The sequence below is a fragment of the Pseudomonas sp. LBUM1672 genome (assembly GCF_059695655.1).
In genome coordinates, this window is record NZ_CP166781.1 from 3,279,677 (window position 1) to 3,290,634 (window position 10,958).

At 60.5% G+C, this 10,958-nt stretch carries 10 protein-coding genes; 9 read left to right on the forward strand and 1 reads right to left on the reverse strand.

What is annotated here, in order from left to right:
• Positions 1-101 precede the first annotated feature (101 nt).
• The 9 genes from ACA053_RS14870 (at position 102) to ACA053_RS14910 (ending at position 9,973) form a co-directional block, all read left to right on the forward strand.
• Positions 102-1,190 carry a polyamine ABC transporter substrate-binding protein gene (locus ACA053_RS14870; RefSeq protein WP_497392912.1) on the forward strand — a complete coding sequence of 363 codons (1,089 nt, stop codon included), beginning with the start codon at positions 102-104 and terminating at the stop codon, positions 1,188-1,190.
• The gene (locus ACA053_RS14875; protein WP_497392913.1) at positions 1,187-2,479 is read left to right on the forward strand and encodes an NAD(P)/FAD-dependent oxidoreductase; all 1,293 of its coding nucleotides are present in this window, start codon (positions 1,187-1,189) and stop codon (positions 2,477-2,479) included. The genes ACA053_RS14870 and ACA053_RS14875 overlap by 4 nt, the downstream gene beginning before the upstream one ends.
• A gap of 138 nt (positions 2,480-2,617) precedes the next feature.
• The gene (locus tag ACA053_RS14880) at positions 2,618-3,214 is read left to right on the forward strand and encodes a paraquat-inducible protein A (protein WP_497311582.1); all 597 of its coding nucleotides are present in this window, start codon (positions 2,618-2,620) and stop codon (positions 3,212-3,214) included.
• Positions 3,211-3,870: a paraquat-inducible protein A gene (locus ACA053_RS14885; protein ID WP_497392915.1), complete on the forward strand. Its 660-nt coding sequence runs from the start codon at positions 3,211-3,213 to the stop codon at positions 3,868-3,870. The genes ACA053_RS14880 and ACA053_RS14885 overlap by 4 nt, the downstream gene beginning before the upstream one ends.
• The gene (locus tag ACA053_RS14890; protein ID WP_497392916.1) at positions 3,851-5,506 is read left to right on the forward strand and encodes a PqiB family protein; all 1,656 of its coding nucleotides are present in this window, start codon (positions 3,851-3,853) and stop codon (positions 5,504-5,506) included. Before ACA053_RS14885 ends, ACA053_RS14890 begins: the two co-directional genes overlap by 20 nt.
• A gap of 16 nt (positions 5,507-5,522) precedes the next feature.
• The gene (locus ACA053_RS14895) at positions 5,523-6,083 is read left to right on the forward strand and encodes a PqiC family protein (RefSeq protein WP_497311585.1); all 561 of its coding nucleotides are present in this window, start codon (positions 5,523-5,525) and stop codon (positions 6,081-6,083) included.
• Between the two features lie 207 nt (positions 6,084-6,290).
• Positions 6,291-7,304, forward strand: coding sequence for an iron ABC transporter substrate-binding protein (locus ACA053_RS14900; protein ID WP_497311586.1), 1,014 nt, complete (start codon positions 6,291-6,293; stop codon positions 7,302-7,304).
• 3 nt (positions 7,305-7,307) lie between these two features.
• Positions 7,308-8,906 (forward strand): ABC transporter permease, encoded by a 1,599-nt coding sequence (locus tag ACA053_RS14905; RefSeq protein ID WP_497392917.1) that lies wholly within the window; start codon positions 7,308-7,310, stop codon positions 8,904-8,906.
• Complete coding sequence (locus tag ACA053_RS14910; protein WP_497392918.1) at positions 8,903-9,973, forward strand: ABC transporter ATP-binding protein; 1,071 nt, start codon at positions 8,903-8,905, stop codon at positions 9,971-9,973. The genes ACA053_RS14905 and ACA053_RS14910 overlap by 4 nt, the downstream gene beginning before the upstream one ends.
• Positions 9,974-9,976: 3 nt before the next feature.
• On the opposite strand, the gene ACA053_RS14915 is transcribed toward ACA053_RS14910, so the two are convergent.
• Complete coding sequence (locus ACA053_RS14915) at positions 9,977-10,867, reverse strand: site-specific integrase (protein ID WP_497311588.1); 891 nt, start codon at positions 10,865-10,867, stop codon at positions 9,977-9,979.
• Positions 10,868-10,958: the final 91 nt, after the last annotated feature.

A 10,958-nucleotide genomic window follows, 5' to 3' on the forward strand; every position in this document is an offset into this window, starting at 1 on the left:
GGGGAACGCATTCCAAATGTGGGAGCGAGCCTGCTCGCGATGGCGGCCGCCAGGACACCAGAAAAAATGCGGAAGAATCCAATAATTAGAAGAGGTGTCGAATGCGTCTATTGAAATCCATGGTTCCCGCCGCGCTGGCCGTGCTGTTCAGTGCTGTTGCCCAGGCTCAGCCCACCGTCAGCGTCTACAACTGGACCGATTACATCGGCGAAACCACCCTCGCTGACTTCCAGGCCAAATCCGGGATCAAGGTGACCTACGACGTCTTTGATTCCAACGAAACCCTGGAGGGCAAGTTGCTCGCCGGCCGCACCGGGTATGACGTGGTCGTGCCGTCCAACCACTTTCTGGCACGTCAGGTGAAGGCCGGCGCGTTCCTTAAACTGGACCGCGCGCAGTTGCCCAACTTCAAGAACCTCGACCCGAAACTGTTGGCGCTGCTGGAGAAAAACGATCCGGGCAACGAGCATTCGGTGCCGTACCTGTGGGGCACTAACGGCATCGGCTACAACGTCGACAAGGTCAAGCAAGTGCTCGGCATCGACCACATCGATTCCTGGGCCGTGCTGTTCGAACCGGAAAATATCAAGAAGCTCAGCCAGTGCGGCGTGTCGATGATGGACTCTGCCGATGAAGTGTTCCCGGCGATTCTCAATTACATGGGCATGGACCCGCGCAGCGAGAACCCCGAGGACTTCAAAAAAGCCGAAGCCAAGCTGTTGAGCATCCGGCCGTACATCACCTATTTCCACTCGTCCAAGTACGTGTCGGACCTGGCCAACGGCGACATCTGCGTGGCTTTCGGCTATTCCGGTGACGTGTTCCAGGCCGCGAACCGGGCCAAGGAAGCCAAGAACGGCGTGAACATCGCCTACGCGATCCCGAAGGAAGGCAGTAACTTGTGGTTCGACCTGTTGGCGATTCCTGCCGATGCCGGCAACCAGAAAGAAGCCCACGCCTTCATCAACTACCTGCTCGATCCGCAAGTGATTGCCAAGGTCAGCGCCTCGGTCGGTTACGCCAACCCGAACCCGGCCGCCAAGCAATACATGGACGCTGAACTGGTGAACAACCCTGAGGTGTATCCACCCCAGGCAGTCCTCGACAAACTCTACATTTCGACCACCCCGCCCCAGGCGATCATGCGACTGATGACCCGTTCCTGGAGCAAAGTGAAGTCCAACCAATGAATAACGAACACGCACATTCCTATTACGCGGCCACCGCCAATGGCCTGACGTCCTACCCCACGCTGGCCTCGGACCTTGTGGCCGATGTCTGCGTGATCGGCGGCGGTTTCACCGGGGTCAACACCGCGATCGAACTTGCACAGCGCGGGCTCTCGGTGATTCTGCTGGAGGGTCGGCGGATCGGCTGGGGCGCCAGCGGGCGCAATGGCGGGCAACTGATCCGCGGCATCGGGCATGACGTCAGCGGTTTCACCCGGTACGTCGGTGAGGACGGCGTGCGCTATCTGGAGCGTGCGGGGATCGAGTCGGTGGAACTGGTGGGCAATCGCATCCGCGAACACGGGATTGCCTGCGACCTGCGCTGGGGATTCTGCGAACTGGCCAACACCCAGGCGCAGTTCGCGGCGTTCAGGGCGGAGCAGGAAAGTCTGACCGAATCAGGTTATGCCCATGAAACCCGTCTGGTCGGGCCGGAGCAGATTCGTCAGCAAGTGGTGGATTCAGGCGTCTATGCCGGTGGTCTGATCGACATGGGCTCGGGCCATTTGCACCCGCTCAATCTGGTGCTGGGCGAAGCAAAACTGGCGCACTCCCTTGGCGTGCAGATTTTCGAGCAGAGCCCGGTACTGGAGTTGATCCATGGCAGTACGGTGCAGGTTCGCTGTGCCGGTGGCACGGTGCGCGCCGGCACTCTGGTGCTCGCCTGCAACGCACACCTGGAAGAACTCGAACCGAAACTCAGCGGCAAGGTGCTCCCGGCCGGCAGCTACATCATCGCCACCGAGCCTTTGGCACCTGAGGTCGCCGCGCAATTGATCCCGCAGAACCTGGCGCTGTGCGACCAGAAAGTCGGTCTGGATTACTACCGGCTCTCGGCGGACCGGCGCCTGCTGTTCGGTGGCGCCTGTCATTATTCCGGGCGCGATCCGGCCGACATCACGGCGTACATGCGCCCGCAGATGCTCAAGGTCTTCCCGCAATTGCGCGATGTGCGTGTCGACTATCAATGGGGCGGCCGGATCGGCATTTCTGCCAATCGTTTTCCGCAGGTTGGCCGCTTGAGTCAGCACCCGAATGTGTTTTATGCCCAGGGTTACTCGGGGCATGGGCTGAACGTCACGCATTGGTGCGCGAAGCTGTTGGGCGAAGCGATTCATGCCGGGCACAGCCGAGGGTTTGATGTGTTCAGCGCTGTGCCGCACATGACCTTTCCCGGTGGGCCGATGCTGCGTTCGCCGCTGCTGGCGCTTGGGATGTTGTGGTATCGCCTGCGCGAACTGGTTGGCTGAGTACCTGTGGCGAGGGGGCTTGCCCCCGGTCGCCGTCTATCCCAATGAAATGTTTAGGCCTTTCGATTTGCTCAATCGCAAGGCACTTCTATATTGAGGAGGTGCTCTGACTTTCCTGCGTTCTGGCGAGTGCGGCCTATGGCTACGACTGACCCACTGATCATCTGCGAGCACTGCGACTGCGTGTATGAAAAAGTCACGCTCGCCAAACATCAAAAAACCCTGTGCACACGCTGCGGCGGCGTGCTCCAGCGCTATAACGGCCTGACGGTGGAGCAACGCCTGGCGTTGACCTGGACGGCGTTGATGCTGTGGATTTTCGCCAATTTCTACCCGGTCATGAGCATCAGCCTCAAAGGCCTGAAAAACAGCGCAACCCTCTGGGATTCGGTCTTGGCCCTGAGCCTGGGTCCGATCACCTTCATCGCCATGGTGGCCGCGATCTCGATGATCATCGCGCCGATCTTCCAGCTGTTGTTGTTGATCTGGGTGCTGAGCTACGCCCTCGCCTCCCGACGCGCACCCGGCTTTAAATTCTGCATGCGCTGGCTGGAAACCCTGCGGCCCTGGAGCATGCTCGAAGTTTGCCTGTTGGGGGCGATGGTCGCGGTGATCAAACTCGCCGGGCTGCTCGATGTGCTGCCCGGCATCGGTCTGTTCGCTTTGGCCGTGCTAAGCCTGATGATGATCCGCATCGCCGGGCGCGATGTCCGTGATCTGTGGGACACCTTATGACAAGGCCTCCGGTCGCCAGCGAACTCAACCTGTGCCTCTGTCACAGCTGCGGGCTGGCTTGTGACATGACCCATGATCCCCACGAATGCGAGCGCTGCGGCGCGCCGTTGCATCGGCGCAAAACCAACGCGCTGGCCCGGACCTGGGCCTACCTGTTGGCCTCGTTGGTGTTTTACATCCCGGCCAATCTGTTGCCGGTGATGAACACCAAAATGGTCGGCAACGGTGCTGACAGCACGATCATGAGCGGCGTCCTGGATTTCTGGCAGCACGGCGCCTGGGACATTGCCCTGATCATTTTTATCGCCAGTATCGCGGTGCCGGGCATCAAGTTCGGCGCCCTGATGCTGTTGCTGGTCACGGTGCACCGCAACAGCCTGTGGGCGCGCAAGGAACGCTCGAAGCTTTACCGTTTCGTCGAGGTCATCGGTTACTGGTCCATGCTCGATGTAATCGTGGTGGCCCTGGTGGCTTCACTGGTGAAGTTCCAGGCCCTGGCCGATATCGAACCGCGCCCGGGCATTCTGTTTTTTGGTCTGGTGGTGGTGTTCACCATGCTGTCAGCGATGAGTTTTGATCCGCGCATGATCTGGGATCAGGAGCGCGATCAACCCTCACAAAACGAGGAGGACATGGATGAAGTCGCAAGCCACTGACGGGCCGCAAGCCCCTGGCCAAGCCCCCATCAAGACCCGTCGATTCAGCATTTCGATGGTCTGGATCGTGCCAATCGTTGCGGTACTGGTGGGCATTTCCCTGGTCGTCCACAGCATGATGCAGGAAGGCCCGACCATCACCGTCACCTTCAAGACCGGCAACGGCCTCACCGCCAACAAGACCGAGGTCAAATACCGCAACGTGGTGATCGGGCAGGTCTCGGACGTGGAACTGAGCGACGATCAGAAGAGTGTCAACGCCACGATCAAACTCGCCAAAACGGCGGAAAGCTTCACCCGCGAAGACTCGCAATTCTGGGTGGTGCGTCCGCGAATCGGTGCCGGCGGCGTGTCGGGCATCGACACGTTGCTTTCCGGTGACTACATCGGCGCCGACATAGGCCAGGCCAACAACCGCTCGAAAAACTTCACGGGTCTGGAAAATCCGCCACCCATCACCTATGGCGAGCCGGGCAAACGCTTTACCTTGCACACCCAGGACCTCGGGTCGCTGGACATTGGCTCGCCGGTTTACTACCGGAAAATCCCGGTCGGCCAGGTCGTGGCCTACGCCCTGGACCCTGACGGCAAAGGCGTGAACATCGACCTGTTCATTCACTCACCGAATGACGCCTATGTCACCGAAAATACCCGGTTCTGGAACGCCAGCGGCATCGACGTCAGCGTGGGCGCCAATGGCTTTGCAGTGAAGACCGAGTCGTTGTCCTCGCTGTTGGTGGGCGGCATCGCCTTTCGCGCGCCGGAGTACAGCCCCAACGATAAACCGGCGCCGGAAGAGTATGCCTACGAACTGTTTTCCGACCAGCAAACTGCCCTCGCCCCGCCCAGTGGCAAGGGCCAATACTTGAGCCTGCGTTTCGACCAGGCCCTGCGCGGCCTCAAGATCGATGCACCGGTGGAGTTCCTCGGTGTGGAGTTCGGCAAAGTGGTGTCGATCAATCTGGATTTCGATGCGAAAAAGCGCACCTTCCCGGTCAACGTCGGCATCGTGATCTACCCGCAGCGCCTCGGTATGGCCCACACCAAAATGCTACAGGCGCTCAATCATGATCCCAATGATGAAGCTGCGGGTGTGCGGTTGATGGGCACCTTTATCGAGAACGGTCTGCGCGCCCAGGCCCGTAGCGGCAATCTGCTGACCGGCCAGCTGTACATCTCGCTGGATTTCTACCCCAAGGCCGAGAAAGTCGCGTTCGACCCGAGCGTCCGTCCAGTCAGTATTCCCACCGTCCCCGGCAGCCTCGAACAGTTGCAGGAGAAACTGGAAGGCATGGTCGACAAGATCAATCAACTGCCGATCGGGCGGATTGCCGGCAATCTGGACAGCAACCTCGTCGAACTGCGCAAAGGCCTCGCCCAGTTCAACGCCAAGACCTTGCCGGGCGTGCAAACCACCCTGGCCGACGTGAGCAAGACGCTGCAATCGGCCAGTTCGACCCTGGCCGAAGACTCACCGCAGCGGGAACAGTTGACCCAGACCCTGGACGAACTCGGACGCATGTCGCGCTCCTTGCGTGAACTCTCGGATTACCTGGGACGGCATCCGGAATCGCTGATTCGTGGCCGACCCAACAACGCCGCACCGATGGATCTGCAGGCGCCACCGCGCAACTGACCACAGGAGCAACACCATGGCTTTATCGCTGAAAATCACCTTGGTCACCGCGCTGTTACTGCTCACCGCTTGCCGCAGTGATCCAATCCAGTTCCACACCCTGATGCCGACCCAATTGGGAAATCAATCCAGAGGTGGTGCCGCGGAAATTCAGATTGAAGGCATCAGCGTTCCGCCCCAGGTTGATCGTCCGCAGATCGTCATCCGCCAGGGCAACAGCGGCCTGGCCATACTCGAAACCGAATGGTGGGCCGCCAGCCTGGTGGATGAATTGCGCAGCGCCATGGTCGATCAACTGCTCAACACTAACCCTCAGCGCAAACTGTCCGTGCGCCTGGATGTGCAGCGCTTCGACTCAATTCCGGGGCAATACGCATTGATCGACGTCAAATGGCGCCTGCGCAACCTCGGCGAAAGCGATGCCACGCTGCTGACCTGCCGCAGCACCTTGCAGACCCCTTCGGGCCCCAGCATCGATGAATTGGTGGTGGCGCATCAGAACAACGTCAAGCGTCTGGCCGCGGCTATCAGTCAGGCTGCCGGCGGAGCGTCAAGAGGCTGCCCATCCAGTCAATGATGACATCGTTTGATTCAGATCCATCGGGCAAGGGGCCGAGGTGCTGCTAATCTGAATGAAAATGACATGCATTAACGGTTTCTTTGACGTTATTTTCTCATTTTGCTCTCTACATTCCCTGCGACTCACACCCTGCAAACGGTTCGCATCGATTTGCCAGCGAATAGACGTGCATGACTTCCAACAAGAACAGGAGCTGCCGACAGAATGATCCCCCCTATCCCTTCCTTCCTCAAAACAGCCTTGCTGGCCACCACACTGCTCAGCGCCGGACAGGTGTTTGCAGCGGACACCGACGGCATCGTGGTCTACAACGCGCAACACGAAAGCCTGACCAAAGCCTGGGTCGAGGGCTTCACCAAGGAAACCGGTATCAAGGTCACGGTGCGCAACGGCGACGACACCGAGATGGGCAATCAGATCGTGCAGGAAGGCGCCGCCTCCCCGGCTGATGTGTTTCTGACTGAAAACTCCCCGGCCATGGTGCTGGTGGACAATGCGGGGCTGTTTGCACCGGTTGCGCCAACGACGCTGGAGCAAGTCGATGCGGCTTATCGTCCGGCCCACGGCAAATGGGTAGGGATCGCGGCGCGCTCTACGGTGTTTGTCTATAACCCGAGCAAACTGCCTGAAGCGGACTTGCCGAAATCGCTGATGGACCTCGCCACCCCCGCCTGGAAAGGTCGTTGGGGCGCTTCGCCGGCCGGGGCCGATTTCCAGGCCATCGTCGCTGCCGTGCTGGAACTCAAGGGCGAAGCGGCCACACTCGAATGGCTCAAAGGCATGAAAACCAACTTCACCGCCTATCGTGGCAACAGCTCGGTGCTCAAAGCGGTCAATGCCGGGCAGATCGACAGCGGCGTTATCTATCACTATTACAGCTTCGGCGACCAGGCCAAGACCGGTGAGAACAGCAAGAACACCGCCCTGCACTACTTCAAGCACAAGGATCCGGGGGCGTTTGTCAGCATCTCGGGGGGCGGTGTTCTGGCGTCCAGCCAACACAAGGAACAAGCCCAGGCATTGCTGAAGTGGATCACCGCAAAGGAAGGTCAGGAGATTCTCAAGACCGGCAATTCGTTTGAATATGCCGTGGGCAAAAACGCCCAATCCAATCCAAAACTGGTGCCATTGCAGCAGCTCGACGCCCCTGCGGTCGATGCCTCAAAACTCGACAGCAAAAAAGCCGTGGAGCTGATGACTCAGGCGGGACTGCTTTAAGTGATGCCTGAAACCCTGCCAACGGGTATCCCCACGGCGATACCCGACAACTTGCGACGCCGCGCCCGTGGCATCTTCGCCGGTCGCGGGGGCGCGTGGGTGGTCGGTTTGTCGGTGCTGGTGTCGCTGCTGGCATTAATGCCGATTGCCTTCGTCATCGGCGTGTCGATACAAACCGGTTGGGCGACGCTGGTGCCGCTGGTATTCCGGCCACGTGTCGGCGAATTGCTGGTCAACACCGTGTTGCTGGTGGTGATCACCATTCCCCTGTGCGTGGTGCTTGGCCTGGCCCTGGCCTGGCTGACCGAACGCACCAACCTGCCGGGCCGGCGTGGCTGGTCGTTGTTGGCCACCGCGCCGCTGGCTGTGCCGGCGTTCGTTCACAGTTATGCGTGGGTCAGCCTGGTTCCACCGATCCATGGCCTGTTTGCCGGGGTGCTGGTCTCGGTGATCGCCTACTTCCCGTTCCTGTACCTGCCGATCGCAGCGACCTTGCGCCGGCTCGACCCGGCCATCGAAGACGTCGCCGAATCCCTTGGGCTCAAACCCTGGGCAATCTTCTGGCGAGTGGTGATACCGCAACTGCGCCTGGCCATCTGCGGCGGCGCCTTGCTGGTGGGTCTGCACCTGCTGGCCGAATATGGCTTGTACGCAATGATCCGCTTCGACACCTTCACCACGGCGATCTTCGATCAGTTCAAATCCACCTTCAACGGCCCCGCCGCGCACATGCTGGCCAGCGTGCTCGCCCTGTGTTGCCTGCTGATGCTGACCGTCGAATCCGCCGCTCGCGGCACAGCGCGTTACGCGCGGGTCGGTTCCGGCAGCGCTCGTGAACAGCGGGTTGTGCGTCTGGGCGCGCAAGCCACCGTGTTCGGATTGATCCTGCAAATCACCACCTGCGCGCTGGCACTCGGTGTGCCGCTGATCACCCTTGGCAAATGGCTGATCGCCGGCGGCACGCAAGTCTGGGACCTGGCCGAACTGATGCCCGCGCTGGAACAAACCCTGCTGCTGGGGATTTGCGGCGCAATCCTCACCACCGGCGCTGCCATTCCGATTGCCTGGCTGTCGATCCGCTCACCGGGGCGGCTGCAACGATGGCTGGAAGGCTGCAACTACATCACCAGTTCGTTGCCCGGGATCGTTGTGGCCCTGGCCCTGGTCACCATCACCATTCATTTCGCCCGACCGATTTACCAGACCACGGTCATGGTGCTGCTGGCGTATCTGCTGATGTTTTTGCCCCGCGCTCTGGTGAGTTTGCGTGCAGGCATTGCGCAAGCACCGATAGAGCTGGAAAACATGGCGCGCAGCCTCGGTCGTTCGCCTGCGCGGGCATTGTGGCTGATCACCCTGCGCCTGGCCGCGCCGGGGGCTGCCGCGGGTGCCGCGCTGGTGTTTCTGGCGATCACCAATGAGCTGACCGCGACCCTGCTGCTCGCCCCCAACGGCACGCGCACCCTGGCCACCGGTTTCTGGGCACTGACCAGCGAAATCGACTACGCCGCCGCGGCGCCCTATGCCCTGCTGATGATTGTGCTGTCGCTTCCGTTGACCGGACTCCTTTATCACCAATCCAAACGAACGGCTGGCCGATGAACGCTCTGGAACTCGATTCGATCTACAAATCCTACGGCCCTCTTAAAGCCCTGGAGAACATCAGCCTGTCGGTGCCCAGCGGCAGCCGAACGGTGATCGTCGGTCCGTCCGGCTCCGGCAAAACCACGTTGCTGCGGATGATCGCCGGCTTCGAATCTCCGGACACTGGCAAGCTGTCGCTCAATGGCCAGACGCTGGTGGACGACACCCATGAAGTCCCGGCCCACCAGCGCCTGATAGGCTATGTCCCCCAGGACGGCGCCCTGTTCCCGCACATGACCGTGGCCGCCAATATCGGTTTCGGGTTGGCGACCAAGGGTGACGCCAAACACCAGCGAGTCGCCGAGCTGATGGACAGCGTGGCTCTCGATTCGAGCATGGGCAAACGTTGGCCCCATGAGCTTTCCGGCGGCCAGCAACAGCGTGTGGCACTGGCGCGGGCACTGGCGCAGCAGCCGCGCTTGATGTTGCTGGATGAGCCGTTTTCGGCACTCGATACCGGCCTTCGCGGCGCCATGCGCAAAATGGTCGCGCGGTTGCTGAGCGACGCCGGCGTCACCACCATTCTGGTGACCCATGATCAGAGCGAAGCATTGTCGTTCGCCGATCAACTGGCGGTGATGCGCGACGGTCGGCTGGTGCAGTCGGGCCATCCGCTGGACCTTTACCGCTATCCGGACGATGAACAGACCGCGTTGTTTCTCGGCGACGCCGTGGTCATGCCCGCCCGGATCGAGGCCGGCTGGGCTCATTGCGATCTGGGCCGAATTCCGGTCAACAACCACCGCAACAACAAATCGGCGCAGATCATGCTGCGCCCCGAGCAGCTGCAATTGGTCAGCATCCAGCCCAGCCCGATCGAAGTCGCCGGGTGCCGCGCCGTGGTGACCGAGCGGGATTTCAGCGGCAACACCTGCACCCTGACCGTGGAGTTGCAGCCTACCGTTGCCGGCGACCCGCACGGTCGATCATTGATGGTGCGCGGTTCCGGCATGTACGCGCCACCCGCTGGCAGTGCGGTTCACGTCTCGACCATCGGCCATGCCCATGTGCTGAGCGAACCGTGAACATCAGAGATCGAAGCGATCCACCGCACGCCGCCGCTCGTTGTCGTCGCGCACGTCGTAGTTGGCCGTTGTCTGGATGTTGCTGTGATGAGCGAGTTTCTGCGCGATCGACAGGTCGTGTTCTTCGATCACCCGGGTAATGAACGAACGCCGAAAATCGTGGGGCATGATTTTCACCCCGACCTGCGCGCCGCGCTGACGGGCGATGTAATAGATCGCGTGCTTGGTGATGCGCTCGCGGGTGATGTGGCTGCCACGACGGATGCGGTTGAACAGAAACGGGTCGTCCACCTCGCCTTCCTTGAGGTGCGAACGGCGCAGTTCCAGCCAGGCTTGCAGCTTTTCAAAAGCCCAGGCCGGGGCGTATTTGATCAACTGTTTGTTGCCCTTGGCGGTGACCTGCAAGCTGCGCTCGCTGAAATCCACCTGTGACAGGTCCAGGTTCACCGACTCGGATTTACGCATCCCCGAGCCATACAAAATCCCGATGATCGCTGCGTCTCTCAACCCTTGAGGACGCGGGTCAGCGGCACACACCGCCATCATTTCCTGAATCAGCGAGCGCCGCAGGTTGCGGCCCTGGGACAACCGAGTGCCGGCAATCCCCTTTACCGTACGCATTTTCAGCAGGTGTTCCTGGCTGATCAGGCTCATGCGCCACGCTTCGTTCATCACCCCGCGCACCGCGTTGACGTACAGCGAAGAGGTGTTCGGCGCGTACCCGTCTTCGCGCAACGCCGCGACCAGCGCAATCACGTTGTCGGGTTGGAGTTGATGCCAGGGAATCTCCTCGACGTTCAAGTCTTCGAAACCCAAACGGTCGGCTGCATCCTGCAAAACGTAACGCATGGTCAGCTGACTGGAGGGCGCCAGTCGGGCCAAGTAGACGGTCATCGGGTTGGTCTTTGAAGCAATAGGATCAGTATTAGCTAAGTCAATCAAACGAAACGGCCTTGAGTGGAAACAATTCAGTAAAGACAACTAA

Excerpts from the sequence above, each read along its gene's own strand:
- ACA053_RS14875 (WP_497392913.1), top strand. The coding sequence starts at position 1,187 with ATGAATAACGAACACGCACATTCCTATTACGCGGCCACCGCCAATGGC.
- ACA053_RS14905 (WP_497392917.1), top strand. The coding sequence starts at position 7,308 with ATGCCTGAAACCCTGCCAACGGGTATCCCCACGGCGATACCCGACAAC.
- ACA053_RS14915 (WP_497311588.1), bottom strand. The coding sequence starts at position 10,867 with ATGACCGTCTACTTGGCCCGACTGGCGCCCTCCAGTCAGCTGACCATG.
- ACA053_RS14870 (WP_497392912.1), top strand. The coding sequence starts at position 102 with ATGCGTCTATTGAAATCCATGGTTCCCGCCGCGCTGGCCGTGCTGTTC.
- ACA053_RS14890 (WP_497392916.1), top strand. The coding sequence starts at position 3,851 with ATGAAGTCGCAAGCCACTGACGGGCCGCAAGCCCCTGGCCAAGCCCCC.
- ACA053_RS14895 (WP_497311585.1), top strand. The coding sequence starts at position 5,523 with ATGGCTTTATCGCTGAAAATCACCTTGGTCACCGCGCTGTTACTGCTC.
- ACA053_RS14900 (WP_497311586.1), top strand. The coding sequence starts at position 6,291 with ATGATCCCCCCTATCCCTTCCTTCCTCAAAACAGCCTTGCTGGCCACC.
- ACA053_RS14885 (WP_497392915.1), top strand. The coding sequence starts at position 3,211 with ATGACAAGGCCTCCGGTCGCCAGCGAACTCAACCTGTGCCTCTGTCAC.
- ACA053_RS14910 (WP_497392918.1), top strand. The coding sequence starts at position 8,903 with ATGAACGCTCTGGAACTCGATTCGATCTACAAATCCTACGGCCCTCTT.
- ACA053_RS14880 (WP_497311582.1), top strand. The coding sequence starts at position 2,618 with ATGGCTACGACTGACCCACTGATCATCTGCGAGCACTGCGACTGCGTG.